General features: G+C 63.7%; 23 protein-coding genes. 8 read left to right on the forward strand and 15 right to left on the reverse strand.

The features are described 5' to 3' along the window. Positions 1-16 precede the first annotated feature (16 nt). The 4 genes from ACODSN_RS03515 to ACODSN_RS03530 form a co-directional block, all read right to left on the reverse strand. Positions 17-1,105, reverse strand: a complete 1,089-nt coding sequence (locus tag ACODSN_RS03515; protein ID WP_489053200.1) for a Gfo/Idh/MocA family protein — start codon at positions 1,103-1,105, stop codon at positions 17-19. A gap of 100 nt (positions 1,106-1,205) precedes the next feature. Further along, a complete protein-coding gene (locus ACODSN_RS03520; RefSeq protein ID WP_489053201.1) occupies positions 1,206-1,586 on the reverse strand; it encodes a limonene-1,2-epoxide hydrolase family protein in 381 nt (126 codons plus the stop codon). 14 nt (positions 1,587-1,600) lie between these two features. Then, the gene (locus ACODSN_RS03525) at positions 1,601-1,825 is read right to left on the reverse strand and encodes a hypothetical protein (protein WP_489053203.1); all 225 of its coding nucleotides are present in this window, start codon (positions 1,823-1,825) and stop codon (positions 1,601-1,603) included. A gap of 46 nt (positions 1,826-1,871) precedes the next feature. Continuing rightward, positions 1,872-4,283 carry a ligase-associated DNA damage response DEXH box helicase gene (locus tag ACODSN_RS03530; RefSeq protein WP_489053405.1) on the reverse strand — a complete coding sequence of 804 codons (2,412 nt, stop codon included), beginning with the start codon at positions 4,281-4,283 and terminating at the stop codon, positions 1,872-1,874. Positions 4,284-4,384: 101 nt separating this feature from the next. On the opposite strand from ACODSN_RS03530, the gene ACODSN_RS03535 reads away from it, so the two are divergent. After that, a complete protein-coding gene (locus ACODSN_RS03535; protein ID WP_489053205.1) occupies positions 4,385-5,710 on the forward strand; it encodes a cystathionine gamma-synthase family protein in 1,326 nt (441 codons plus the stop codon). Here ACODSN_RS03535 and ACODSN_RS03540 read toward each other — a convergent pair. Next, a complete protein-coding gene (locus tag ACODSN_RS03540) occupies positions 5,707-6,381 on the reverse strand; it encodes an HAD family hydrolase (protein ID WP_489053207.1) in 675 nt (224 codons plus the stop codon). The two genes, ACODSN_RS03535 and ACODSN_RS03540, sit on opposite strands and share 4 nt — an antisense overlap. 98 nt (positions 6,382-6,479) lie before the next feature. On the opposite strand from ACODSN_RS03540, the gene ACODSN_RS03545 reads away from it, so the two are divergent. From ACODSN_RS03545 to ACODSN_RS03560, 4 genes are read left to right on the forward strand one after another with little or no spacing between them, the layout of a single operon-like run. Next, positions 6,480-7,592, forward strand: a complete 1,113-nt coding sequence (locus tag ACODSN_RS03545; RefSeq protein ID WP_489053209.1) for an ABC transporter permease — start codon at positions 6,480-6,482, stop codon at positions 7,590-7,592. Continuing rightward, complete coding sequence (locus tag ACODSN_RS03550; protein ID WP_489053210.1) at positions 7,592-8,482, forward strand: ABC transporter ATP-binding protein; 891 nt, start codon at positions 7,592-7,594, stop codon at positions 8,480-8,482. Before ACODSN_RS03545 ends, ACODSN_RS03550 begins: the two co-directional genes overlap by 1 nt. A 3-nt stretch (positions 8,483-8,485) precedes the next feature. After that, the gene (locus ACODSN_RS03555) at positions 8,486-9,448 is read left to right on the forward strand and encodes an MlaD family protein (RefSeq protein ID WP_489053211.1); all 963 of its coding nucleotides are present in this window, start codon (positions 8,486-8,488) and stop codon (positions 9,446-9,448) included. A gap of 11 nt (positions 9,449-9,459) precedes the next feature. Next, positions 9,460-10,065: an ABC-type transport auxiliary lipoprotein family protein gene (locus ACODSN_RS03560; RefSeq protein ID WP_489053212.1), complete on the forward strand. Its 606-nt coding sequence runs from the start codon at positions 9,460-9,462 to the stop codon at positions 10,063-10,065. 9 nt (positions 10,066-10,074) lie between these two features. Here ACODSN_RS03560 and pepN read toward each other — a convergent pair whose 3' ends face one another. The 7 genes from pepN to ACODSN_RS03595 are packed head-to-tail and all read right to left on the reverse strand — an operon-like array spanning position 10,075 to position 18,532. Beyond that, positions 10,075-12,675, reverse strand: coding sequence for an aminopeptidase N (gene pepN / locus ACODSN_RS03565; RefSeq protein WP_489053213.1), 2,601 nt, complete (start codon positions 12,673-12,675; stop codon positions 10,075-10,077). Positions 12,676-12,721: 46 nt separating this feature from the next. Then, a complete protein-coding gene (locus tag ACODSN_RS03570) occupies positions 12,722-13,657 on the reverse strand; it encodes a ParB/RepB/Spo0J family partition protein (RefSeq protein WP_489053214.1) in 936 nt (311 codons plus the stop codon). Then, positions 13,654-14,436 carry a ParA family protein gene (locus ACODSN_RS03575; protein WP_489053215.1) on the reverse strand — a complete coding sequence of 261 codons (783 nt, stop codon included), beginning with the start codon at positions 14,434-14,436 and terminating at the stop codon, positions 13,654-13,656. Before ACODSN_RS03575 ends, ACODSN_RS03570 begins: the two co-directional genes overlap by 4 nt. Continuing rightward, complete coding sequence (rsmG, locus tag ACODSN_RS03580; RefSeq protein WP_489053216.1) at positions 14,433-15,080, reverse strand: 16S rRNA (guanine(527)-N(7))-methyltransferase RsmG; 648 nt, start codon at positions 15,078-15,080, stop codon at positions 14,433-14,435. Before rsmG ends, ACODSN_RS03575 begins: the two co-directional genes overlap by 4 nt. Continuing rightward, on the reverse strand, positions 15,077-16,927 hold the full coding sequence (gene mnmG, locus ACODSN_RS03585; RefSeq protein WP_489053217.1) for a tRNA uridine-5-carboxymethylaminomethyl(34) synthesis enzyme MnmG: 1,851 nt from the start codon (positions 16,925-16,927) through the stop codon (positions 15,077-15,079). Before mnmG ends, rsmG begins: the two co-directional genes overlap by 4 nt. A gap of 55 nt (positions 16,928-16,982) precedes the next feature. Then, on the reverse strand, positions 16,983-18,269 hold the full coding sequence (gene mnmE, locus ACODSN_RS03590; protein ID WP_489053219.1) for a tRNA uridine-5-carboxymethylaminomethyl(34) synthesis GTPase MnmE: 1,287 nt from the start codon (positions 18,267-18,269) through the stop codon (positions 16,983-16,985). A gap of 5 nt (positions 18,270-18,274) precedes the next feature. Continuing rightward, positions 18,275-18,532 carry a DUF6489 family protein gene (locus ACODSN_RS03595; RefSeq protein ID WP_489053220.1) on the reverse strand — a complete coding sequence of 86 codons (258 nt, stop codon included), beginning with the start codon at positions 18,530-18,532 and terminating at the stop codon, positions 18,275-18,277. 157 nt (positions 18,533-18,689) lie between these two features. On the opposite strand from ACODSN_RS03595, the gene ACODSN_RS03600 reads away from it, so the two are divergent. After that, positions 18,690-19,388, forward strand: coding sequence for a dienelactone hydrolase family protein (locus ACODSN_RS03600; protein ID WP_489053222.1), 699 nt, complete (start codon positions 18,690-18,692; stop codon positions 19,386-19,388). Between the two features lie 23 nt (positions 19,389-19,411). Then, positions 19,412-20,362: a quinone oxidoreductase family protein gene (locus ACODSN_RS03605; protein WP_489053406.1), complete on the forward strand. Its 951-nt coding sequence runs from the start codon at positions 19,412-19,414 to the stop codon at positions 20,360-20,362. Positions 20,363-20,383: 21 nt separating this feature from the next. On the opposite strand, the gene ACODSN_RS03610 is transcribed toward ACODSN_RS03605, so the two are convergent. Both ACODSN_RS03610 and rho read right to left on the reverse strand, forming a co-directional pair. Further along, positions 20,384-21,103 (reverse strand): YjbE family putative metal transport protein, encoded by a 720-nt coding sequence (locus ACODSN_RS03610; RefSeq protein WP_489053224.1) that lies wholly within the window; start codon positions 21,101-21,103, stop codon positions 20,384-20,386. 22 nt (positions 21,104-21,125) lie between these two features. After that, complete coding sequence (rho, locus tag ACODSN_RS03615; RefSeq protein ID WP_489053226.1) at positions 21,126-22,382, reverse strand: transcription termination factor Rho; 1,257 nt, start codon at positions 22,380-22,382, stop codon at positions 21,126-21,128. Between the two features lie 269 nt (positions 22,383-22,651). Here rho and ACODSN_RS03620 point away from each other — a divergent pair, with 269 nt between their 5' ends. Next, entirely contained in the window at positions 22,652-23,611 is a 960-nt protein-coding gene (locus ACODSN_RS03620; RefSeq protein WP_489053227.1) for a retroviral-like aspartic protease family protein, read from the forward strand. Here the strand turns inward: ACODSN_RS03620 and ACODSN_RS03625 are convergent. Then, entirely contained in the window at positions 23,601-25,691 is a 2,091-nt protein-coding gene (locus ACODSN_RS03625) for a transglycosylase domain-containing protein (protein WP_489053228.1), read from the reverse strand. The genes ACODSN_RS03620 and ACODSN_RS03625 overlap by 11 nt on opposite strands. Positions 25,692-25,693: the final 2 nt, after the last annotated feature.

Genomic DNA, 25,693 nt, shown 5'->3' on the forward strand with positions numbered 1-25,693 from the left:
TGGGGTTGGGCTCTGGTCAGAGCGCGATGCGCTGGCCGGTTGCGGCCGATCGCTCGATCGCGTCGATCAGCCTGTGGCGGCGAACCGCATCGTCGAACGTGCGGCATTTATGGGTGCCGTCGCGCAGGTCGTCGGCCAGCCAGGCATAGGCCTGCGCAACATTTTCGGCGGGGGGCGATACTTCCGGCGCCCAGCGATAGCGGTCGGGAACCGGCAGAGGCGCCAGCGCCTGTTCTGTCCCGCGAGCGCCTGCCAGCGTCAGGGGGTAGATCTGGCCATGCCCGCCATCGGCGGTGGCGATGAGATCGCCATCGGTCCCGTTGATCTCCCAGCGGAAATTGGTGCCGCGCGACTCGCCGCCGCGATAATGGATCGCCGCGACCGCGCCGCCTTCCAGCAGGCCGGTCACCGCCAGCTGGTCATGCGCGGTCATCGGCTTTTCGACGCCGTCGGGGATCAGGGTGAAACTGGTGCGGCGGTTGGCCAGCAGGGCGCTCACGCTCGTAAATTCGCCCAGGCACATCGTCACCGCATCGATGGTGTGGCCAAACGGGATGGTCAGCAGGGTCGCGCCATTGGCGATGTCGGCGGTATAGGCGTTGGGCTGGTCGATGACCGCGCCCCAGTTCATGCCCGACCCGACCAGCGTGGTGGACAGGACCTCGCCCACATAACCCTCGGCGATCAGATCGCGCACATAATTGAAGGCGGGCGCGGCGCTCGCCTGCATGCCGACCGCGCCGATCACGCCCTTTTCCTTCGCCAGCGCCGCCATCTGTTCGGCCTGCGCCAGCGAGTTGCCGAGCGGCCATTCGCAATAGACATGCTTGCCCGCGTTCAGCGCCGCTGTGACCAGTTCGAAATGATGGGGCACCTTGACCGTGACGACGACCAGATCGACGGCGGGGTCATTCACCAGCGCCTGATGATTGTCATAGGCTTTGGGAACGCCGAATTGCGCGGCGGCGGCGGACGCGCTTTCCTGCCGCGTCGTGCTGAGCGCGACGATCTCATAAGCGGGAAGCGCACGAAGGGCCGGAATATGCGCGATCGCCGCCCAACTGCGGCCCGGCGCGACACCGATAATCCCCACGCCCGTCACCATCCAATCGACTCCATTAGTCCGCTACCATTTGATCCGTAAGCGTACTATATTGATTTATGATGTTCCGCAATCCTCCTTCTGCTTCATCCTCAAGCGCCGATCAGGCGACCGTCGCCATCGCCGCCTGAACCTGCGCCGAATCGAAATAGTCCCGCCAGTGGGTGATCAGTCCGTCACGCAGTTCGAATATCCCCATGACGGGAAATTCCAGCCATTTCCCCTTGATGAGGAAACGGTCCAGCCTCTCGGTCATGACCGCGCCGTCCACGCCCTGCGCGCTATGATAAACCCGCCAGTCGATCTCGGCCGCGTCGCCGATAAATATTGCCAGCCCCTGCCGGATCGCGTCATGGCCGACCAGCGGCTCCCAGGGCATGTTGTGATAGACGCAATCGGGTGCCAACGCCGCCAGGATCGCTTCGAGATCGCGCGTGCCCCACAGCGCGATGAAGTCTCGTACGATCTCGATATTCTCTGCCACAGGCGCTGCCTCCCTTATGTTCCGGTCCAGCATGGCGCGCGTCGTTCGAGGAAGGCGCGTTTGCCTTCGATGGCGTCCCGGCTCTGCATGACCGCGTGTGAGATCGGAAAATTGTCCATGTCCAGCGCGGAAGCCAGGTCCGGCAGGTCGAACGCCCCATAGGCAACCTCTTTCGACGCGCGAATCTTTGCTCCGACCACTGCTGGATTTTGCATAGCAGGAATATGATAATCATACATACCAATTCCGTCCAGCGAATTGCACGGGGCTGCGCGATGCAGCCGGCTAACCGGCCCGCATCGCCTCCGCCACCAGCGCTTCCGCCTCGATCAGCAAGGCGTCCTCTGCCGCGTTCTGCGCCACTTGTTCGCGGCCGATCAGAATGAGCACCGGCACGGCAAGCGGGCTGACCCGGTCCAGCGTGACATGCAGCATCGTCTCCGCCGCCCGGTCGATAAGGTCGCCCAGCCGCCCGACATCAGTCATCCGCGCCCGCGCGTCGGCCCAGGCGGCTTTCAGCAGCAGATGGTCCGGCTGATATTTGCGCAGCACATCGTAGATGAGGTCGGTCGAAAAGGTCACCTGTCGCCCGGTCTTGCGCGTGCCGGGATGCTGCCGCTCGATCAGGCCGCTGATGACCGCGACGTCGCGAAAGGCGCGTTTGAGCAGGCTCGACTGCTCCACCCATTCGATGAATTCATGATCGAGAATGTCGGCGGAAAACAGGCTCTGCGGATCGGTGATCGGCTTGAGGCCATAGACCGCCAGCGCGTAATCGTTGGACACGAAGCCCATCGGCATCAGCCCCTGCGCCTCCATCCGCCGGGTGAGCAGCATGCCCAGCGACTGATGCGCATTCCATCCTTCGAAACTGTAACAGACGAGATAATGCCGCCCTTCATGCGGGAAGGTTTCGATCAGCAATTGCCCCGGCTCGGGCAATGCCGAGCGCAGCTTCTGCATCTCCAGCCATTCGCGCACATCCTGCGGAAAGCGCGGCCATTCCTCCGGTTCGGCCAGAAAATGCCGTACGCGATCCGCCAGCCGCGTGGACATCGCCATTCGCGTGCCGCCCCAGCTCGGCATGCGCGCCTGTTTCGCCGTGCCGCGAACGAACAGATCGGCGGCGTCCATCCGCACGACTTCCAGTGCCATCCCTGAAAAAAAGAAACAGTCGCCCGGCGCAAGCTGGGCCGCAAACCCCTCCTCCACCGTGCCGAGTTTGCGGCCATTGGCGAAGCGCACCGCCAGCACCGGTTGATCGACGATGATGCCGGCGTTCATCCGGTGCTGCTGGATGAAGCGCGGATGGCTGACCCGCCAGGTGCCGTCCGCATCGCGCGCCAGCCGCTTGAACCGGTCATAGGCGCGCAGCGCGTAGCCGCCGCCCTCGATAAACCCCAGCACATTGGCGAACGCTTCGTCGGTGAGCGCGCTATAGGGTGTCGCGGACCGGATTTCGGCGAGCAGCTCTTCCTCGCGAAACGGCGCGGCGCAGGCGAGCGCCATGACATGCTGCGCGAGCACGTCGAGGCTGCCCGCCCGAAAATCGTCGCTGTCGCGTTCTCCCGCCTCGACTGCGTCAAGTGCCGCGCGCGCTTCGAGATATTCGAAGCGGTTGCCGGGGATGATGATCGCCTCGCTCGCCTGATCGAGCCGGTGATTGGCACGGCCGATCCGCTGGAGCAGCCGTGACGATCCCTTGGGCGCGCCCATCTGGATCACGCAATCGACATTGCCCCAGTCGACGCCGAGGTCGAGTGACGCGGTCGCAACCAGAGCGCGCAACCGCCCCTGCGCCATCGCGTTCTCTACCTTGCGCCGGGCTTCGGTGGACAGGCTGCCATGGTGGATCGCAATCGGCAGGTTCGCATCATTGGCCGACCAGAGTTCCTGAAAGATGAGTTCGGCAAGGCCGCGCGTGTTGCAGAACACCAGCGTCGTGCCGCGCCGCTCGATTTCTTCCATGACTTGGGGCGCGGCATATTTGCCCGAATGACCCGACCAGGGGATGCGCCCCTGCGGGATCAGGATCGCGACATTCGGTTCGGCCCCTTCCTCGCCCAGCACCGGGGTCACCATGTCGATATCGCCATCGGGCGCGAGCCAGGCGCGATAGGCGTCGACATCTGCCACCGTGGCGGACAGCGCCACCCGCCGCAGCGCCGGATTGATCGCCTGCAACCGCGCCATCGACAGGCTGAGCAGGTCGCCGCGCTTCTGGGTGGCGAAAGCATGCACCTCATCGACGATGATGGTCCGCAGGCTTTCGAACAGCAGAAAACTGTCGGGGTAGCTCAGCAGCAGCGACAGGGATTCGGGCGTCGTCAGCAATATCTGCGGCGGCCGCGCGCGCTGCCTCGCCTTACGATCGGACGGTGTGTCACCGGTGCGCGTCTCGACCCGGATGTCGAGGCCCATGTCCGCGATCGGCGTCAGCAGGTTGCGCTGCACATCGACCGCCAGCGCCTTGAGCGGCGAGACGTAAAGGGTGTGCAGCCCTTCGGTCAGGGCATCGATCAGATCGGTCAGCGTCGGCAGAAACCCGGCGAGCGTCTTGCCCGCCCCGGTCGGCGCGACCAGCAGCGCATGGTCGCCACGTTGCGCCGCCGCCAGCATGTCGATCTGGTGCCGGCGGGGTCGCCAGCCGCGCGCATTGAACCATTGCTCCAGACTGGCGGGAAGATTCGCGTCCATGGAAATCATGTAGGCATCCTAACGTTCAAGGACCATGGTGCCATCTTTCAGCCAGCGCGTTTACACCGCATCCTACACAGGCTTCAGGCAGGGAGATTGTCATGACCGGCGAAACCGAAGCGGACCTGACCGGCGCCGAGCCGACCCGTAACCGCCGCCGTCCCAAGCCGCCGATCATGGAAATTGACGGCCGCAAGCTCAAACCCGCGACGCTGATGATGGGCCATGGCTATGATCCCTCGCTGTCCGAAGGATCGCTCAAGCCGCCGATTTTCCTGACCTCCACCTTCGCTTTCGAAAGTGCGGCGGCGGGCAAGCGGCATTTCGAGGGCGTGACCGGCCTGCGCCCCGGCGGTGCGGAGGGACTCATCTATTCGCGCTTCAACGGGCCCAATCAGGAAATCGCGGAGGACCGCCTATCGGTGTGGGAGGAGGCCGAGGACGCGCTGCTGTTTTCGAGCGGCATGTCGGCGATCGCCACCACCCTGCTGGCGCTCGTCCAGCCGGGCGACGTCATCGTCCATAGCGCGCCGCTCTATGCCGCGACTGAATCGCTGATCGCGCATATCCTCGGTCGTTTCGGCGTTCAATGGCTCGATTTCCCCGCCGGCGCGAGCGAGGAGGAGATCGGCGCGGTGATGGAGCGGGCGCGCGGCATGGGCCGGGTCGCGCTGCTCTATCTCGAAAGCCCCGCCAATCCGACCAATATACTGGTCGACATCGAAGCCGTTGCGGCACGGCGCGACGCCCTGTTCGCGGGTGACGCCCATATGCCGCCGATCGCGATCGACAATACGTTTCTGGGGCCGTTATGGCTGCGCCCGCTCGCCCATGGCGCGGACCTCGTCATCTACAGCCTTACCAAATATGCGGGCGGCCATAGCGATCTGGTGGCGGGCGGCGTGCTCGGGTCCAATGCGCTCATCAACAGCATCCGCCTGATGCGCAACACGATCGGCACGATCCTCGATCCGCACAGCGCCTGGATGTTGTTGCGCTCGCTGGAAACGCTGGAATTGCGCATGAGCCGGGCCGGCGAGAATGCGGCCAAGGTTTGCGCCTGGTTGCGAGACCAGCCGCAAGTCGAACGGATCGTCTATCTCGGCTTCCCGCAGACCGAACGGCAGCGCGACATATTCGAACGCCACTGCACCGGCGCGGGATCGACCTTCTCGCTCTATCTGAACGGCGGTGAGGCGGAGGCCTTCGCCTTTCTCGATGCGCTCAAGATCGCCAAGCTCGCGGTCAGTCTGGGCGGCACGGAAACGTTGGCGAGCCACCCTGCGGCGATGACGCACCTGTCCGTCGCGCCCGAACGCAGGCGAGCGCTCGACATCAACGACAATATGGTGCGCATTTCGATCGGCTGCGAGGATGCCGACGACCTGATCGCGGACTTCGCGCAAGCCCTGAGAGCGATCGGCTAGGGCCAGTCCACCCGCGTCCAGCCGCGCGCAGCCGCCAGCTTCGCCAGCGGCTTGTGCGGGTTTGCGGCAATGGCGATGTCGGCGAACTCCAGCATCGGCGCGTCCGACACATGGTCGGAATAGGCGCGGATATGCGCCTGCGTCCGGTCGATCGCCTCCGCCGCCATCCACGCCTTGATCATCCGCAGCTTGCCGGTGTCATAGCAATTCTCCCCCGCGATTTTCGCGCGGACATAGCGCAGATCCTGATTGAGATGGTCCGTGGCGATCACCGCGTCGAAGCCCAGCCGCTGCGCGATCGGCGTCACATAGAGGCGATAAGATGCGGTCGCCAGCACCAGCCGGCATCCGTCCGCCTTGTCGCGCGCGATCTGCGCCAGCGCCCCAGCGCGGACATTGCCGCCGACCACCTTGTCGGCATAGCTTTCGACATGCGGCATCAGCTTCGCCCGGTCGACCTGCCCGCCGATCATCAGCAACTGGTTGATTTCCTTCAATTGCTGCCGCTTGATCAGCCGCAGCACATAGGCGAGCATGACGATGGGCACCAACGGCAGCAAGATCAGCCGCCATGGCGCAAGCCGCGCCGCGACATGCACGAGGAACCCGGTATAGGTGCCCGTGAACGTCACCGTCCGGTCCATATCGTAGATCGCCAGCCTGTGCGTCATGCCGTATCCGAAACTTTTCCAGCCCCACTTCGTTCTGTCTCGCGGATGGGCCGTTTCGGCTTGCCGTGCAACCGATAATGGATCAGTAATCCCATCCGATGAACAGAGCCGCCGACCTGACCGAAGACTCGCGCGACGGCAGCACCGTGGTTCGACTTTCAGGCTATCTTTCGATCGCATATCTGGGCGATCTTCCTGCGAGGCTGGAGGCCATCGCTGGTCCCGTCTCGGCGATCGATCTCGCCGGGGTCGATCATATCGATACCGTCGGAGCCTGGACCGTGCACCGCACCGCCCGGCGGCTGGACAGCAACATTACGGGCGCGGACGAGAGCGCACAGCGGCTGATCGACGCGGTCGGTGACGGCGCGGACGAGCCGGTTTCAATCCGTCCCGATCATATGCCCGCCGGTCGCCGCGTCATCGGCGAGATCGGCGAAGCGGTGATGTCGGCGGGATCGACCCTGCTCGGCCTCCTTGGCTTTTTCGGCAGCACGCTGGTCGCCAGCTGGGCGCTCATCCGCAATCCCCGCCGCTTCCGCATCAACGCGGTGGTGCAGCGGTTCGAGGTGGTGGGCGTCTCCGCGCTCGGCATCATCGGCCTGATGAGCTTCCTGATCGGCATCGTCATCGCGCAGCAGGGTTCGGTGCAGTTGCGCCAGTTCGGCATGGAAATGCTGACGATCAATCTGGTCGGGCGGCTGACGTTCCGTGAACTCGGCGTTTTGATGACCGCGATCATGGTCGCGGGCCGTTCGGGGTCCGCCTTTGCCGCGCAACTCGGCACGATGAAGCTGACCGAGGAAATCGACGCGATGCGCACGATCGGCGTGTCGCCGATGGAGGCGCTGGTGCTGCCGCGCACGCTCGCGGTGGTCATCATGATGCCGTTGCTCGGCTTCTACGCTTCGGTCCTGTCGGTCATCGGGGGGGGATTTCTCTGCGCTGTCGCCCTGGATATCCCGCCTGTCACCTTCGTCCAGCGCCTGCGCGAAGTGGTCCCTATTACGGATTTGTGGGTCGGCCTCATCAAAGCGCCGGTGTTCGGCATCATCATCGCACTCGCCGGCTGCTTTCAGGGCATGCAGGTCGAAGCCAATGCGGAGGAAGTCGGCCTGCGCACCACCGCCGCCGTGGTGCAGGCGATCTTCCTCGTCATCGTGATCGACGCCTTTTTCGCGGTATTCTTCACCTGGCTGGGCTGGAACTGATGGTCGGGGAGGACATCACGCCCGAGGATGACTCTCGGCTGGATGATGCGGTCGAACAAAGCGATATCGCGATTTCGGTACGCGGCCTCAAAAACAGCTTCGGCGATCAGGTGGTCCATGAGGGGCTGGACCTTGACGTACGCAAGGGCGAGATATTGGGCGTCGTGGGCGGGTCGGGCACGGGCAAATCGGTGCTGATGCGCTCGATCATTGGCCTTCAAACGCCGGTCGAGGGCGAAGTTCATGTGTTCGGCGAATCGATGATCGGTCGGCTGGATGACGAGGCGCTCGCCATTCGCAAGCGCTGGGGCGTGCTGTTTCAGGGCGGCGCGCTCTTTTCGACCCTGACCGTGGCGGAAAATGTCGAAGTGCCCATCCGCGAATATTATCCGAATATCGATGCCCGACTGCGCGACGAGATCGCCGCCTATAAAATCCGCATGACCGGCTTGCCGACCGAGGCAGGCCCTAAATATCCTTCCGAACTGTCGGGCGGGATGCGCAAGCGCGCCGGTCTCGCCCGCGCGCTGGCGATCGATCCCGACCTGCTGTTTCTCGATGAGCCGACCGCAGGACTAGATCCGATTGGCGCGGCCGCGTTCGACGAGCAGACCCGCCAGCTTCAGCAGACGCTGGGCCTGACCGTCTTTCTCATAACCCATGATCTCGACACGCTCTATTCCATCTGCGACCGGGTGGCGGTGCTGGCCGACAAGCGGGTGATCGCCGTCGGCACGATCGACGAATTGCTCGCGACCGACCATGGCTGGATCCAGGAATATTTCAACGGGCCGCGCGGGCGCGCCGCAACCGCCGCCGTATCGCGCGAGCGCGACAAGGCCGCCTCGACCGCGAACAACGCCCCCATGCAGCCGGACGGAAGGCTTTAGACTATGGAAACCCGCTCCAATCATGTGCTGGTGGGCACCGTCACATTGCTGCTGCTGGCGGCGATCATGATCGCCGCCTTCTGGTTCTCGCGCCTGTCGGATGGCGAGAATAAGGAATATGACATCTTCTTCAAACAGTCGGTGAACGGTCTCGCCAAGGGATCGAGTGTCAATTATTCCGGCGTTCCATCCGGCCAGGTCGAGAAAATCGAGCTGTGGAAGCGCGATCCCGGCTTCGTGAAGGTCCGCATTTCCGTGAAGGAAGGGACCCCCGTACTTCAGGGCACGACCGCGACCATCGCCGGGGTCGGCTTCACCGGGGTCAGTGAGATCGTGCTGGACGGCGCGGTCAAGGGCGCGCCGCCGATCGCCTGCCCGGCGCAGAACCCGCTGTCCGCCTGCCCCGATGGCATCCCGGTCATTCCGACCAAGCCGGGCGCGCTCGGTGAATTGCTCAACAACGCGCCGCAACTGCTGGAACGGCTGTCGACGCTGACCGAGCGGCTGACCGAGTTGCTCAACGACAAGAACCAGCAATCGATCGCCAGCATCCTCGCCAATGTCGAGCGCATTTCGGGTTCGCTGGCCGACCGCAGCCCTGAAATTTCCGCCACTCTGGCCGAAGCGCGCGTCGCAGTGCAGCGCACCGGCATTGCCGCCGAACAGATCGGCAAGCTGGCGGCGACGACCGACTCGCTGCTTAATGACGAGGGCCGTCCGCTGATGGGCGATCTGCGCAAGAGTGTGCAGGCGGCGACCCGCAGTATTGACACGCTCGACAAGACGATCGCCGAAGCCCAGCCGGGCGTGCATGCGTTCAGCAATCAGACGATGCCGGAGGTCAACCAGCTGGTCCGCGACCTGCGCGAAATGTCGCGCGCCTTCCGGGGTGTGGCCGAGAAACTCGACCAGCAGGGCGCGGGATCGATCGTCGGATCGCCCAAATTGCCCGATTACAAGCCATGAGAGGGATTGGCATGACGTTCCACCCGAAACAGGGGGCAGCCGCCCTCGCGCTCGCCGCCATGCTCGCTCTGCCGGGCTGCATCTCCTTCGGCGCCAAGCCGCCCGCGCAATTGCTCTCGCTGAGTGCGGATCACAAGGTCGCGCCGGGCGCGGTCCGCACCGGCGGGGCCAGCCTCGTCGTGGCCGACCCCGAAGCGCCCAAGATGCTCGATACGGTGCGTGTGCCGGTACAGGTCACGCCGACGTCGGTCGCCTATGTGACCAAGGTTCAGTGGGCCGATACGCCGCGCCACCTGTTCCAGCAGATGCTGGCCGAAACCATCGCCGCCAGCGGCAACCGGATCGTGCTCGATCCCGGCCAATATTCGGGCGTGCCGGGGCAGCGGCTCATGGGCGCGCTCGTCGCCTTCGGTATCGACGGCCCGAGCAACAGCGCGGTCGTCACCTATGATGCGATTCTGTCCGGTCCGGGCGGGATCGTGATCGCCAAACAACGCTTCACCGCCAGCGTGCCCGTGGGCAGCAGGATCGACGCCACCACCGTCGGCACGCCGCTCAACGCGGCGGCCAACAAGGTTGCCAGCGATGTCGCCGCATGGATCGCCACCACCGGGTGAATTGGGCGATCAGTTCAGGCTCTTGCCGGCCTGCTCGGTGACGTCCTTGGACAAACCGGGTTCCGCCAATATGCGCGCCAGTTCGGCGCGCATCATCGCCGCCCGGTTTGCGTCGAAGCGCTTCCACCGGCCGAGCGGTGGCACGAGCCGCGCCGCCGTCTGCGGGTTGAGCTTGTCGAGCGCGATGATGCAGTCGGCGACCATCGCGTAGCCTTTGCCGGAAATATGGTGGAACGCCCACTGATTGCCCGCGAACGCCCCATAGAGCGATCGCACGCGGTTCGGGTTGGCGAGGGTAAAGTCCTTGTGCCGGCCAAGTTCAGCCACCAGATCGACCGTATCGGGATGGAAGGCGAAGGCCTGCGTCTGGAACCATTTATCCAGCGTAAGCGCGTCGTCCCGATAGCGGTTGTAGAAGATATCGAGCGCCGCCTCGCGCTCGCTGCCGGTCCCATTGGCGAGCACCGCGAGCGCGGCCTGTCGCTCGGTCATATTATCGGCCTCGTTGAATTGTGCGAAGGCGATCGCATCACCATCCTGCGCGCCGGACGCCGCGAGATAGAGCAACGCGACATTGCCCAGCTTGCGCGCACCCTTGGCGGCAGGGGACAGGGAAAAGCCGTTCGCCCGCGTGCGCGCGTGAATATCACGCCAGAGCGGCTCCAGTTCCGCGCCGATACGCCGTTGCAACCCGTCACGCGCGGCGTGGACCGCATCGGGGTCGACCAGACGCATCTGATCTCCCAAATAGGCTTCACTCGGCAGGCGGATCGCCTCGGCGATGAAGGCCGGATCGAGCGACGGATCGCTCGCCGTGTTGCGCACGGCCGCGACGACCGCCCCCGGATCGACATCATGCCCCGCAATGGCGCCGACCAGCATATTGACCATCAACTGCTGCATCGCCTCGTAACGGGCAAAGGGATCGTCGTCATGCGCCGACAGGAAGGCGAAATCGGCCTGACTATTGTTGGTTTCGACAATGACCGGGGCGGAAAACCCGCGATTGATCGACAATATCGGTGGATTGGCGAAGCCTTCGAAGGTGAAACTCTGGCGCTTTTCCGTCAGCATCAGCAACTGGTCGCCATGATGGGTCTGCATCACTGGATCGAACAGCGCCGTCCGCAACGGAATCGCCATGGGAAGCTTGTCCGGCTGACCCGGCGTAGACGGCGTGCCTTGCTCCAGACTCAGTTCCACGGTGCGGGTCGCCGGATCATGCCGCAACAAGGCGCGGACGTGCGGGGTCCCGGCCTGCTCGTACCAGCGACGGAACTGAGTGAGGTCGATGCCTCCCCCTTCCTCCATCGCCACCACGAAATCCTCGCAGGTGGCAGCCTGCCCGTCATGCCGGTCGAAATAGAGGTCGGTGCCCGCGCGAAACCGTTCTGCGCCCAGCATCAACGCCATCATGCGGATGATCTCGGCCCCCTTATTATAGATGGTCGCCGTATAGAAGTTACTGATTTCCATATAGGATTCAGGTCGAATCGGATGGGCGAGCGGCCCCGAATCCTCCTGGAACTGGGCCGCGCGCAATAGCCGCACATCCTCGATCCGCTTGACCGCATGCGACCCCATGTCGGCGGAAAAATTCTGGTCGCGATAGACCGTGAACCCCTCTTTGAGGCTCAACTGGAACCAGTCGCGACAGGTTACGCGATTGCCGGACCAGTTGTGGAAATATTCATGGGCGACGACCCCCTCCACCCCGTCATAATCAATGTCCGTAGCGGTTTCGGGATCGGCGAGAATATAGCGAGAATTGAATATGTTAAGGCCCTTATTCTCCATCGCGCCAAAGTTGAAGTCGGCCACCGCGACGATGTTGAACACGTCCAGATCATATTCGCGACCGTAGACGCGCTCGTCCCACGCCATCGAATCCTTGAGCGCCTTCATAGCATGCGCTGTGCGGGGCAGATCGGCTTCGCGCACCCAGATGCCGAGCGCGACCTCACGCCCGCTCATCGTCACGAAGCGGTCGGCATTACAGGCCAGATCGCCGGCGACCAGCGCGAACAAGTAGCAGGGCTTGGGGAAAGGATCGACCCAGCGCGCCCAATGACGGCCGCCTTCGTCCTCACCCTTTTCCACCGGATCGCCATTCGCCAGCAGTATCGGATAACGCGCCTTTTCCGCCGCCATCCGTACGCTGTAGCGGGACAAGATATCGGGGCGGTCGGGAAAGAAGGTGATACGCCGAAAGCCCTCTGCTTCGCATTGAGTGCAGAGCAACCCGCCGCTTGCATAAAGGCCCATCAGTTTGCTGTTACTCGCGGGCGCCAGCTCGACGCAGGTTTCGACGATATGTGCCTCACCCGACAGCGGGATGACCAATGCCCCGGCATCCAGCACCCACTCGTCCTGACGGAGCGAGCGGCCATCCACCCTGACCTCCAGCGGGATCAGCCCTTCGCCATCCAGTCGCAGCGCCCGGTCATGCGCCCCGTTGCGTGTGACCGAAAGGCGCGCATGTACTCTGGTAAGGGCCGCGTCCAGATCGAAGTCCAGCGCCATGTCGGGGACCAGCCAATCGGGCGGCCGATAGTCGGAACGGCGAATGACGGAAGGAGCGGCGGCGTGGGTGGTTTGTATATCGGCCATCGCTTCAGCCTAGGGACTGGGCGCGCGAAAGGCCAGTGGCCGCGCGCTAAATGCGCTCTCCCGTCAGCCGAAGGCAAAGCATGTCCAACTGATCCAGCGTCGAATAGCGAAGGGTCAGATGTCCCCCTGCACCGCCACCTTCGCCATGGGTGATATCGACCTTCAGCCCCAATATATCGGCCAGATGTTCCTCCAGCGCGGCGATATCAGGATCCTTGCCGCCCGTCGGCGCCGCCCGAGCCGACGCGACGGGCGCCGATCCGCCTTTGCGGGAACGGCGAACGAGCGCCTCGGTATCGCGGACCGACAAGCCCTTTTGTTCGACCGTACGCGCCAGTCCCTCGCAGTCCGGCGCGCCGATCAGGGCACGGGCATGGCCCATGCTCAATCGCTGTTCCGTGACCGCCTGCTGCACGCTTTCGGGCAGATCGAGCAATCGCATGAGATTGGCGATATGGCTGCGCGACTTTCCAACCAGTCGCGCCAGTGCCTCCTGGCTGTGATCAAACTGGCCGATCAGCTTGCGATAGGCTTTCGCCTCCTCGATCGGATTGAGATCCTCTCGCTGGATATTTTCAATAAGGGCGATTTCGAGCGTCTCGGCTTCGTCGAAATCGCGGACGATCGCGGGAATACGATGGAGCTGCGCCCGTTGCGCCGCCCGCCAGCGCCTTTCACCGGCGACGATCTGAAAACCACCACCATGCGGTCGCACGATAATCGGCTGAATGACGCCGCGCTTGCTGATGCTTTCGGCCAACTCCTGCAACGCGCCCTCATCGAAATGGCGGCGTGGCTGTTCGGGGTGCGGGTGGATCAGCGCGATCTCGATACTTTGCACCGCCTTGCTTGGCGCGCTGCCGCCGGGCGCGGTCGTTACCGGCTCTTCCCGCGTGACGTCGCCCAATAGGGCGGAAAGGCCCCGGCCCAGCCCATGAGGACGTTTCACCGCCTTCGGCTTTTCGCCTGTATCGTCGCTCAAGCCGCAACCTCCTGTCGTGGCAGTCGGGCGATCAATTCCCGCGCAAGCCGCATATAGGCTTCCGACCCCGCACAACGAAAATCATAAATCAGCGCTGGCACACCATGGCTCGGTGCTTCGGACAAACGCACATTGCGTGGAATGACGGTCGTGAACACCAGATCGCCCAAGCACGCCCGGACATCATCGGCGACCTGATCGGTCAGCCGGTTGCGGCGATCATACATGGTCAGCGCCACGCCCGTAATAGACAGATGCGGATTGAACCGCTCGCGAATGCGCTCGACGGTCTGGAGCAACTGTGAAAGGCCCTCCAGCGCAAAAAACTCGCATTGCAACGGCACCAGCAGCGATTGCGCGGCCACCATGGCATTGACGGTCAACAGGCCGAGTGACGGCGGGCAATCGATCAGGCAAATATCCCATCGCCCCGGCGACGCTTCCGACAGTACCCGATCCAGCCGGTGCGTCCTCTGCTCATATTCGATCAGCTCGATCTCCGCACCCGACAGATCCTGGGTCGCGGGCACCAGATCCAGCTTGGGCACACGCGTTGGCAGCACGGCGTCTTCGAGCGCGCAATTTCCCACAAGCAAATCATAACTGGAATGGGTGCGCTGAGCCTGCCCGATGCCAAGCCCCGTCGATGCATTGCCCTGGGGATCGAGATCGACCAGCAGCACCCGAAGCCCCGTCGCCGCCAGCCCGGTAGCCACATTGATCGCGGTGGTGGTCTTGCCCACGCCGCCTTTTTGGTTGGCTATGGCGATGCAGATCATCCTTGGCCCTTCCTTCTAGCAGCGGGCTTCACCGCGCGCGCAACGAGGATCGCGCTGTCGGGATCGGTGATGCTCGGTTCCACGTGAAACGCACCCTGCCACGATGGACGAATCGCCTCCAGTTCATTTTGCGCATTTCGGCCTTTTGGCAGGATCCAAACTGTTTTTTCGTCCGCGAGATGGACCGCCGAGGCCAAAAGGCGGTCCAGCGGCGCATAGGCGCGCGCGCTGATGACTGCCGCAGGCGCTGATTCCACCGCTTCGACCCGCCCGCCAAATATGCGCGTTCTGGTTAGGTCGAGTTCGGTGACGACATGGCTGAGAAAATCGATCCGCTTACGGCGTGATTCGACCAGCAAAACATCCCACGGCGAGAGGATCGCGATTACCAACCCCGGCAAACCCGCGCCCGAACCCAAATCCATCCATACACCCGGCTGCGCTGCCGCCTCACTATGTGTGAGCAGTTGGGCAGAATCGACAATATGTCGCGCCCAAATATGATCGCGGGTCGATTCCGCGATCAGGTTTTGGCCATCCATCGCCTCGAGCAGGATAGCGACGAAGCGTTCAAGTTGAACCCATGTTTCACGTGGAACATCGAACTGCGTGGCGAGCCAAGCCTTCGCTTCATCCTCGCTCATGCCGCGCGCCGCCGGACATGGACCAATATTGCGGCCAGTGCCGCCGGCGTAATCCCGCGAATGCGACTCGCCGCCGCCAGCGTCTCGGGACGCGCCTGTTCCAGTCGCTCGACCATTTCATGTGACAGCCCACCGATCATGGAGAAGCTGAAGTCGGCCGGTAGATATACGCGCTCGTCTCGACGAAGTTCGGCGATCTCCGCATCTTGCCGATCGAGATAGGGCGCATAATGCGCATCTTCCATGATTTCGGCCCGCAACTCCGCGGGGACCTCTCGCAATTTCGGTGCGAGCGTCGTCAAGAGATCATGCCCCACTTCGGGAAAGCGCGCCCAATCGAACAGGCTCCGACGCGCTCCGTCTTGCCTCACATGCGCCCCTGCCCTCGCCATTTCACTGGCGCTGTAGAGACGTTGCAAGTCGGTTTCGATCGCTTGGCGCTGAACGGTCCTGCTCCCAAGTCGGGCGCACCGTGCCTCCCCGATCAGCCCATGCGCCATACCGATCGCACCGAGCCGGGTCTCCGCATTATCCGCCCTCAAGCGTAGCCGATATTCCGCGCGCGCCGTCAGCATACGATAGGGTTCGGTCACGCCCTGCAAAACCAGATCGTCGATCATCACTCCGATATAGCTGCTGGCCCGATCCAGTATCATAGGCGGCTCGCCCAATGCCTGTGCGGCTGCATTCGCCCCCGCAATCAAGCCCTGGGCAGCGGCCTCCTCATAGCCGGTCGTGCCGTTGATCTGACCGGCACAGAACAGGCCCGGCGCATCGCGCAGCTCTAGCGACATGAAGAGAGCGCGCGGATCGATATGGTCATATTCGACCGCATAGCCCGGCACGACAATATCTGCCCGTTCCAGCCCCGGCAGGGATCGCACCATGGCGCTCTGCACATCCGCTGGAAGCGATGTGCTGATCCCATTGGGATAGACGAGGTGATCGTCCAGCCCCTCCGGCTCCAGAAAAATCTGATGGCCGTCCCGGTCGCCGAACCGAGTGACCTTATCCTCGATGGAGGGACAATAGCGTGGCCCTCTCCCCTCGATTGCGCCACTGAACAAAGGCGAGCGGTTCAATCCCGCCCGGATGATGTCATGGGTCGTCCCGTTGGTCCGGGTGATCGCACAGGCAAGCTGCGGCAGCACCCGTCCCGGCGACAGCGGCGACATCGTCCATTCGTTCAGGTCCGAAGGCTGGATCTCCAGCTGCGCCCAATCAATCGTTCGCCCGTCGATACGCGGTGGTGTCCCGGTCTTGAGCCTGGCAATTGGCAGGCCCATAGCGCGGAGCTGGACACCCAAGGCCGTGGCGGCTCGCTCCCCGGTCCTTCCACCAACGAAGATATCTTCGCCGCGAAAAAGCTTGCCGCCCAGAAACGTGCCGGTCGCCAGCACCGTCGCGCTGGCCTCCATCACACGCCCGTCGGCAAGCGTTATGCCTACGACTGAACCGTCGGACATGACCAACCCGACCGCCTCTCCCTCAACAATGGCCAGGCCCGGCAATGTGCCAAGCATAGTCTGGATCGCAGCGCGGTAGCGCTTGCGATCTGCCTGGACCCGCGGCCCTTGCACCGCGGCGCCCTTGCTGCTGTTCAACATGCGGTAGTGAATGGCCGCCGCATCCGCCGCGCGACCAATCAGGCCATCGAGCGCATCCGTTTCGCGAACCAGATGACCCTTACCCAATCCCCCGATCGCGGGGTTACAGGACATGGCGCCGACAGTGGCTTCGTCAAACGTCAGAAGTGCGACCCGCGCGCCTTTGCGTACCGCCGCTGCCGCTGCCTCACACCCGGCATGGCCGCCGCCGACCACGATCACATCATAACTTTTCCGCATGAGCGTCCCATAACAGAATTAGGGGATGGTCAAAAGCGTTCCACGTGGAACAATCTTACTTGCCGATGCAAAAGCCCGAAAAGAGGTGATCGAGCATATCCTCGGTGCCCGCCCGTCCCGCCAATGCGTCGATCGCCTGCCGCCCCATCCTCAATTCCTCGGCGACGATCAGCATATCATGCGCCGCGCTCGCAGCGCGAAGGTGATCCCGAAGAGCCGCCACGCCGCGCCGCTGGCGGTCATGCAGCGCATAGTCTCCAGGTCCGGGCAACAAAGACTCTGCCTTGGCCAGAATCGCCCGAACCAGCGCCTCCATACCCTGTCCGGTATGGGCTGACACCCGCATGCCCGGGTTCGACGGGTCATGATCCAGCAAGTCGGACCGGGGCGTCACGATCAGACAATTCCCGCTTGGCGCGTCCGCCGGTGCGCCCAACCATAATATGATGTCGGCACTGTCCAGAGCAGCGCGGGCACGGTCGATGCCAATCGCTTCGATCGCATCGTCGGTCGCATCGCGCAGGCCCGCGGTATCGGTGAACAGAAATGCTGTGCCGCTCAACGACGCCGGCACTTCGATTCGATCGCGCGTCGTCCCGGCTATATCGGATACGATTGCGGCCTCCCGCCCCACCAGGGCATTGAGCAGAGTCGATTTGCCCGCATTGGGCGGCCCGGCCAGCACCACCCTGACCCCATCGCGCAGCCGCTCGGCCGATGGCGCGTCCAGTTGCCGTGCGACTTCCCCTGCCAGTGCGGCAATCCCGTCGCCGATCTGGGCTTCGATCTCCGCCCCCGGCACATCATCCTCGTCGGAAAAGTCGAGCGCCGCTTCGGCCATGGCCGCCAGCCGGAGAATCGCCTGCCGCCACATTTCGATCTGGCGGGAAAAATGCCCTTCCGTCATCAATAAGGCGGCGCGCCGCTGCTGCTGCGTTTCCGCCGCCAGCAAGTCCGCCAGTCCCTCCACCGCGTTGAGGTCCATCCGTCCGTTAGCGAAGGCCCGGCGTGTGAACTCCCCCGGCTCGGCTCGTCGCAGGCCCGGCATCGCGCCCAGAACCAATTCTACCGCCGCGATCACCGCCCGGCCGCCGTGACAGTGCAGTTCGGCCAGATCCTCGCCCGTAGCCGTGTCCGGTCCCGGAAACCATAACAGCAGCGCGCGGTCGAGCGACGCACCGTCAAGGGGATCGCTCAACAGTCCAAGACTGGCCGTGCGGGGCCGAGGCATCCGCCCCGCCAGCGCCATCAATGCGTTGCCCGCCTCGGGGCCACTAATGCGCAACACCCCGATGGCGGCCGGCGGTGCGCCGCTCGACAGGGCGAAAATCGTATCCTGCACCAGAACTATTTTTTCTCGCTACCCTTGCCTGACATGGCGCCGGTCAAGCCGATATCCATCATCTGCTTGAATAGCCGCACGCCAGCATCGCCCAAGGGCGAGAAGCTTTTGAACATGGTTTCCATCTGTTCGATGCTGCCGATACCGTCGAGGCTATCCAGCATGGCTTTTACATATTTGTCATGGATCGGCGACACATCGGGCAATCCCAAAAAGGCGCGCGCTTCGGCGGGGGTGCAATCCACATCTACCGTAACCTTCATGAAGCTGCTCCCAGACAGGAAATCGCCGCGCGCCCATGCCGCGTCCCTCCTCTTTGGCCCATTCACGCCCATCTTGGCAAATATTTTGCAAAAGCGGACGGTTGGCACGGCCGGATGGAATGGGCATGATGCGGGGAAAGAGACGGAAAGGATTCCCATGGCCGACTTCAAACCCATCGCCACGCTGGATCACACTGCGCAATTCGATGCCTATGTGGCGGAGCCGGAAGGCACGCCCAGGGCGGCGATCATCGTCATTCAGGAAATCTTCGGCGTGAATGAAGGGATCCGCCGTAAATGCGACAATTGGGCGAAGGCGGGCTATCTGGCCTTCGCGCCCGATCTTTTCTGGCGCATCCGCCCGCATATCGAACTCGATGCCGACCAACCCGACCAGCTTCAGGAAGCGTTCGGTCTGTTTGGCGAGTTCGATCAGGATCAAGGGATCCGTGATCTCGAAGCGACCATCAAGGCGGCGCGGTCGGCGCTGGGCGCATCGGGGAAGGTCGGTCTGGTCGGCTATTGCCTGGGTGGACGGCTCGCTTTCATGGCAGCCTGCCGCACCGACGGCGATGCCTTTGTCGGCTATTATGGTGTCGGCGTCGATGGCCTGCTCGGCGAGCAACATGCCATCGGCAAGCCGGTACTGCTGCATATTCCTACCGCTGATGGCTTCGTCAGCCCGCAGGCGCAGCAGGCGATGCATGAAGGGCTGGCGGACAATCGCCATCTCGCGCTGCACGACTATGAAGGGCTGGACCACGGCTTTGCCGCCGAGATGGGCAACCGCCGCGACGAGGCCGGCGCGGAACTGGCCGACCGGCGCACCGCCGATTTCTTCGCCGAGCATCTGTGATGGATGAGGTCCACGCATGGCGCATGGTAGTTCACCGCCCCGGCGGGCCAGAGGTCATCGAGCGGGAAGAATTTACCCCCGCTCCGCCTGAGCCGGGCCAACTCCTCATTTTGCAGGAGGCTGTCGGGCTGAACTTCATCGACACCTATTTCCGCACGGGGCTTTATGCAGCGCCTATGCCGGTCGTGCTGGGGTCCGAAAGCGTGGGGAGGGTAATCGCCATCGGTGCGGGCGTTTCGGGCTTTGCAGTCGGCGACCGCATCGGCAGCGTCAACGGGACCGGGGCCTATGCCACCCATCGCATCGTCCAGGCGGCGCACGCAGTGAAGATTCCCGATGGCATCGATGCGCAGGATGCCGCCGCGATGATGCTCAAGGGCATGACCGCCTGCTACCTGGCCGAGGACATGATCCCGCTTGGCCCTGGCCAGATCGCGCTGGTCCATGCGGCGGCGGGCGGCGTGGGTAGCGTGCTCGTCCCCTGGCTGCGCGACAAGGGCGTCACCGTTATCGCCCATAGCGGCTCGGCAGAGAAAGCCGCATCGGTCGACGCCGACCATAGCTTGCACAGCCCCTTCGATGCTCTCGCCGCGACGGTGCGCGACCTCACCAATGGCCAGGGCGTCGATATCGTCTATGACGGCATCGGCAAGGATAGCTGGAGCGCCTCGCTGGCGTGCCTCAAACGGCGCGGCCTGATGGTCAGCTTCGGCAACGCATCGGGCGCGGTCCCGCCGATTAACCTGCTCGATCTCAGCAAGGGTGGCTCGCTTTATGTGACGCGCCCGACCCTGTTCGATTATATCGCAACGTCGGGCGATCTCGCCCATTGCGCCGAGCGGTTGTTCGACCGGATGGCGCGCGGCGTAGTGAAGCCCGTGATCGGCCAACGCTTCCCGCTCGCGGACGCAGCCGAAGCGCACCGCGCCTTGGAAGCGAGGCGGACGACCGGATCGACCATCCTGCTCCCCTGACGCTGCGCGCCCGCGCAGCGTTTAATTAAACAGCGTCAGCAGTCCGACCTGATGATCGACGATCCCGTCATAGATCATCTTGCCCGCGACATAGATGATGACGGCGAGGCCGAGATAGGCGATCCAGCGGAAGCGCTCGATATATTTGGCGATGATGTTGGCGGCGATACCCATCAGGGCGACCGACAGCACCAGGCCGATGATGAGAATGCCGGGATGATCCTTGGCCGCACCGGCCACGGCGAGCACATTGTCGAGGCTCATGCTGACATCGGCGACCGCGACCGCCCAGGCGGCGGCGGCAAAGCTCTTGGCTGGCCGGACGCCGCTGGATTCATCGCCTTCGATCTCGGGCGATCCGGCTCCGCTGGCCGGATGCAATTCACGCCACATTTTCCAGCTTACCCACAGCAGCAGCAATCCGCCGGCCAGGATCAGCCCGACGATCTGCATCAACTGCGTCACCACCAGCGCGAACGCGATCCGCAGCACCAGCGCGGCGATGATGCCGATCAGGATGACTTTCTTGCGCTGATCGACGGGCAGTCCCGCCGCCAGCGCGCCGACGACGATCGCATTGTCGCCCGCGAGCAATATGTCGATCATCAGCACCTGACCAAAGGCCGCGAGCGCGGACGGCGACCCTATATTACTGAAATCATTGACGATATGTGCCCAGATATCGGCGGGTGAACCCAGCCCCGATGCGGCAGTCGCGGCGGTGGCGATAATGTCGAGCATAGCGGCCTGATATCCTTCGGGCTTACTGGTTCATCGAGTCGAAGAAATCCTCATTGGTCTTGGAATCCTTCATCTTGTCGAGCAGGAACTCCATCGCGTCGATCGTGCCCATCTGCATCAGGATGCGGCGCAACACCCACATTTTGGACAGCTTGGCCTTGTCGACCAGCAACTCCTCCTTGCGAGTGCCCGATTTGCCGACATCGAGCGCAGGGAAGATACGCTTGTCGGCCACCTTGCGATCCAGCACGATTTCGGAATTGCCGGTGCCCTTGAATTCTTCGAAGATAACTTCGTCCATCCGGCTGCCGGTATCGATCAGCGCGGTGGCGATGATCGAGAGCGAGCCGCCCTCCTCGATGTTGCGCGCCGCGCCAAAGAAGCGCTTGGGCCGCTGGAGCGCATTGGCGTCGACGCCGCCGGTCAGCACCTTGCCCGATGACGGCACGACCGTGTTGTAGGCGCGGCCAAGCCGGGTGATGGAATCGAGCAGGATCACCACATCCTTCTTATGTTCCACGAGGCGCTTGGCCTTTTCGATCACCATTTCGGCGACCTGGACGTGGCGCGTCGCCGGCTCGTCGAAGGTCGAGGAAACGACCTCGCCCTTCACGCTGCGCTGCATGTCGGTCACTTCCTCGGGGCGCTCATCGATCAGCAGCACCAGCAGGAACACTTCGGGATGATTGTCGGTGATCGCCTTGGCGATATTTTGGAGCATCACCGTCTTGCCGACGCGCGGCGGCGCGACGATCAGCGTGCGCTGACCCTTGCCCTGCGGCGACACGATGTCGATGACGCGCGCCGACTTGTCCTTCTGGGTCGGGTCGCCCGGATCGAGCGTCAGCTTCGCTTCGGGATAGAGCGGCGTCAGATTGTCGAAATTGACGCGATGACGGACCGCATCGGGATCGTCGAAATTGACGGTGTTGAGCTTTGTCAGCGCGAAATAGCGCTCGCCATCCTTGGGCGCGCGGATTTCGCCGTCCACCGTATCGCCGGTGCGCAGGCCGAATTTGCGGACCTGATTCGGGGACACATAGATATCGTCGGGACCCGCGAGATAATTGGCCTGGGGCGAACGCAGGAAGCCGAAACCGTCCGGCAGCACCTCGATCGTGCCCTCGCCCATGATCTGTTCGCCGTTTTCCGCTTCGGCCTTCAGGATCGCGAACATCAGATCCTGCTTGCGCAGCGTCGATGCGCCTTCGACGCCCAGTTCCTCCGCCATGGTGACGAGGTCGGCGGGCGCTTGTTTCTTGAGGTCCTTGAGGTGCATGCGAGTCGGTCCAGTGGAGAAGAGGGTTTTTGGGCGTCGAGGGGAATGGGCAGGCCCGATAATGTCTAACGGGGCGATCCCGCGCCGGACGGGCGGGATGATTGTTCCGCGTTTAGCGAGACGAACGCCGCCAAGTCAAGGTGGCACGGGCATCAGCACGCGACGGACCGCCGTGAAGAGGGGCGAACGCGGCGAATTGTGGTCGCTGCGGCGATGGACCGCCCGCCATCCCGCATGCTATAAGATGACGACTATGAAGGGATGAGGATATGGCACGGTTCCTGGCCGGTCTCGCCTGCGCGGCGATGCTGTTCTGTCCGGCGGTCCACGCGCAGAATGCCCCTTTGCTCGACCCCGCCACGCCCCCCGTCGTCGTGCCTACCGGCCCGCCCGTGGACGCCCGCGTGACAATTCCGGTGGCTATCGGCGGCAAGGGGCCGTGGAACTTTATCGTCGATACGGGCGCCCAGCGCACCGTCATCGCGCGTGATCTGGCGCAACAGCTTGCCCTGCCGGCCGGCGTCCCGGTCACCATCATCAGCATGACGGGCCGCAGCGACACGGTGACGGTCGCGCTACCACGCTTGAGCTTCGGCGCGGACGGGATCGAGAATATCGAAGCGCCCGTGCTGGAAAGCCGGGATATCGGCGCACCCGGCTTGCTTGGCCTTGATGGACTGCACGAAAAGCGATTGCTGCTCGATTTCCGCGCTGGCCGGATGGAGATCAGCGATAGCCGCCTGCGCGTGACGAGCGATCCGGATACGATCATCGTGCAGGCGCGGCGGCGCAAGGGCCAGCTGATCCTGCTCAATTCGCAGGTCAACGGCATTGATGTGAACATCATGCTCGACACCGGCACCAATATCAGCGTCGGTAATCTCGCCCTGATGCGCATGCTTCAGGCTCGGGGCCTGCTGCCCGGCGTGGAACCTGGCAGGCTGACGAGCGTGACCGGCGGTTCGCTGGAAGGTCCGACCGGCATCATCGCAGCGCTGCGTCTGGGTCCCGTGACGCTCAAGGGCGTGCCAGTGCTATTCGCCGATGTCAGTCCGTTCGACCATCTCCGCCTCAAACAACGCCCCGCCCTGCTGCTGGGCATCGATGCGCTGCGCCTGTTCGATCGGGTGGCGATCGACTTCGGCCGGGGCCGGGTCGACTTCCTGCTCCCCGACAGCGGCGCGTTAGACCCGCTTCATTTCGCCGAAGCGCGGCCTGCTAAGGGATAGCGCGCCCGCCCGAAGGCTGTGAGGGGCGCTGGCGGTCCCGGCCCAGCACATTGTCGATCCACTGCTGATCCAGCCGCTGCGGCGGCGCTCGATCCTGCCCGTCCGGCGCGGATTGTCCCTGATCGCCCTCCGAATCGGGACTGGCAGGCGTGGCACGCTCGATCGGCAGGCCGTTTTCATCCACCTGCATGCCGCCATCCGTGCCAGCGTCCGGCGCGCCATAATAGGCTTCCTCATCGGGCTCGAGCCGCCATTCGGGCAACGTCACCTGCGTATCGAACGGCTCGACCGGTCGTTTGGCGACCGCCACCCGCATATAATCGGAAAAGGCGCGGGCCGGGGCGCGGCCGCCCTGCAAGCCGCCGACCGCGCGCGCATCGTCGCGGCCCATCCAGACGCCGGTGGTGATCCCGCTGGAAAAGCCGAGGAACCAGCCATCCTTGTTGCTGCTGGTCGTGCCGGTCTTGCCCGCGACCGGGCGGCCGATCTGTGCCGCCTTGCCGGTGCCGGTCGATACCGCCGTCTGCATGAGGTCGGTCATCCCCGCCGCCACCCAGGGCGCGACCAGCACGCGGCTGGTATCGTCCTGATGATTATAGAGCAGCCGGCCCTCCGCCGTCGTCACCTTGGTGATGCCATAGGGTGTCACCGCCACCCCCTTGCGCGCGACCGAGGCGAAGGCGCGGGTCATGTCGATCAGCCGCACGTCCGATGTGCCCAGTACCATGGACGGGTGCGTATTGATCGGCGTCGTCACGCCAAAGCGCCGCGCCATATCGGCGATCGTGGGAAAGCCCACCTCCACGCCCAGTTGCGCCGCGACCGTATTGATCGAATAGGCAAAGGCGGTGCGAACATCGATGTCGCCCGAAAAATGCCCGGAACTGTTGCGCGGGCTCCAGCCGTTGATCGTCACCGGCTTGTCGGTGACGCCGGTGTCGGGGGTATAGCCCGCCTCCAGCGCCGCCATATAGACGAACAGCTTCCACGCCGAACCCGGCTGGCGCGTGGCCGTGGTCGCGCGATTATAGTTGGAACTCACATAATCCAGCCCGCCGACCATCGCCCGCACCGCGCCATCCCGGTCGAGGCTGACCAGCGCCCCCTGCGTGCCCGCCGGCACATTGGCCTGAATCGCTGCCGTCGCCGCCTTCTGCATGCCCAGATCGATGGTGGTGTATACCTCCAGCGGCTCGTTCGGCTCGTCGATCAGCACGTCGAGCTGCGGCAGCGCCCAGTCGGTGAAGTAGCGCACGCTGTTCTGCGGCGGCTCGGGCGCCAGCTTGGTGCCTTGCAGATTGGCGGCCTGATGCTCGCTCGCGCTGATGACGCCATTTTCCTGCATCAGATCGAGCACGACGCCCGCGCGCCCGATCGCCGCGTCCGCGTCAGCGGTCGGCGAATAGCTGGACGGGGCTTTCACGAGTCCGGCGACGATCGCCGCTTCGGGCAAGCTCAGGCTGGTTGCGGGATGGCCGAAAAATTTGCGGCTCGCCGCATCGATGCCATAGGCGCCCCCGCCGAAATAGACCTTGTTGAGATAGAGTTCGAGAATCTGGCGCTTGGTGAATTTGCGCTCCAGCGCCATCGCCAGCACCATCTCGCGCACCTTGCGGCCCCAGCTATAGCTGTTGTTGAGGAAGATGTTGCGCGTCACCTGCTGGGTGATGGTGGACGCACCCTGCATCCGCCGCCCGCTGCCGCGATTCTCGATCGCGACCCAGGCCGCGCGCGCCATGCCGATCGGATCGACGCCGGGATGATGATAGAATCGCTTGTCCTCGGTCGAAACCATGGCGTCGACCATGACTTGCGGAATCTGGTCATAGCTCAACCACTGGCCGAAACTCGGCCCGAGCGAGACGATGACCGACCCGTCGGCGGCATGGACGCGGATCATCTGGCCGTTGGGCGATGATTTGAGGCTGTGATAATCGGGCAGCGACTGCATCGCGACGACCACGGCGATGACGATGGCGATGATTCCCGCCAGCGCGCCCAGCAGGCCGATCTTGACGATGCGACCCAGCCATAACCGGGCTTTGCCCGGCGGCTCCTTGCTCTTGCCCGATTTTGCCATTT

Source organism: Sphingobium sp. FG11 (assembly GCF_057809915.1).

What these genes read in the sequence shown, in the direction of transcription:
- ACODSN_RS03515 (WP_489053200.1), bottom strand. Translation starts at nt 1,105, where the DNA reads ATGGTGACGGGCGTGGGGATTATCGGTGTCGCGCCGGGCCGCAGTTGG.
- ACODSN_RS03525 (WP_489053203.1), bottom strand. Translation starts at nt 1,825, where the DNA reads ATGTATGATTATCATATTCCTGCTATGCAAAATCCAGCAGTGGTCGGA.
- ACODSN_RS03530 (WP_489053405.1), bottom strand. Translation starts at nt 4,283, where the DNA reads ATGGACGCGAATCTTCCCGCCAGTCTGGAGCAATGGTTCAATGCGCGC.
- ACODSN_RS03535 (WP_489053205.1), top strand. Translation starts at nt 4,385, where the DNA reads ATGACCGGCGAAACCGAAGCGGACCTGACCGGCGCCGAGCCGACCCGT.
- ACODSN_RS03540 (WP_489053207.1), bottom strand. Translation starts at nt 6,381, where the DNA reads ATGACGCACAGGCTGGCGATCTACGATATGGACCGGACGGTGACGTTC.
- ACODSN_RS03545 (WP_489053209.1), top strand. Translation starts at nt 6,480, where the DNA reads ATGAACAGAGCCGCCGACCTGACCGAAGACTCGCGCGACGGCAGCACC.
- ACODSN_RS03550 (WP_489053210.1), top strand. Translation starts at nt 7,592, where the DNA reads ATGGTCGGGGAGGACATCACGCCCGAGGATGACTCTCGGCTGGATGAT.
- ACODSN_RS03555 (WP_489053211.1), top strand. Translation starts at nt 8,486, where the DNA reads ATGGAAACCCGCTCCAATCATGTGCTGGTGGGCACCGTCACATTGCTG.
- ACODSN_RS03560 (WP_489053212.1), top strand. Translation starts at nt 9,460, where the DNA reads ATGACGTTCCACCCGAAACAGGGGGCAGCCGCCCTCGCGCTCGCCGCC.
- pepN (WP_489053213.1), bottom strand. Translation starts at nt 12,675, where the DNA reads ATGGCCGATATACAAACCACCCACGCCGCCGCTCCTTCCGTCATTCGC.
- ACODSN_RS03575 (WP_489053215.1), bottom strand. Translation starts at nt 14,436, where the DNA reads ATGATCTGCATCGCCATAGCCAACCAAAAAGGCGGCGTGGGCAAGACC.
- rsmG (WP_489053216.1), bottom strand. Translation starts at nt 15,080, where the DNA reads ATGAGCGAGGATGAAGCGAAGGCTTGGCTCGCCACGCAGTTCGATGTT.
- mnmG (WP_489053217.1), bottom strand. Translation starts at nt 16,927, where the DNA reads ATGCGGAAAAGTTATGATGTGATCGTGGTCGGCGGCGGCCATGCCGGG.
- ACODSN_RS03595 (WP_489053220.1), bottom strand. Translation starts at nt 18,532, where the DNA reads ATGAAGGTTACGGTAGATGTGGATTGCACCCCCGCCGAAGCGCGCGCC.
- ACODSN_RS03600 (WP_489053222.1), top strand. Translation starts at nt 18,690, where the DNA reads ATGGCCGACTTCAAACCCATCGCCACGCTGGATCACACTGCGCAATTC.
- ACODSN_RS03605 (WP_489053406.1), top strand. Translation starts at nt 19,412, where the DNA reads ATGGTAGTTCACCGCCCCGGCGGGCCAGAGGTCATCGAGCGGGAAGAA.
- ACODSN_RS03610 (WP_489053224.1), bottom strand. Translation starts at nt 21,103, where the DNA reads ATGCTCGACATTATCGCCACCGCCGCGACTGCCGCATCGGGGCTGGGT.
- rho (WP_489053226.1), bottom strand. Translation starts at nt 22,382, where the DNA reads ATGCACCTCAAGGACCTCAAGAAACAAGCGCCCGCCGACCTCGTCACC.
- ACODSN_RS03620 (WP_489053227.1), top strand. Translation starts at nt 22,652, where the DNA reads ATGGCACGGTTCCTGGCCGGTCTCGCCTGCGCGGCGATGCTGTTCTGT.
- ACODSN_RS03625 (WP_489053228.1), bottom strand. Translation starts at nt 25,691, where the DNA reads ATGGCAAAATCGGGCAAGAGCAAGGAGCCGCCGGGCAAAGCCCGGTTA.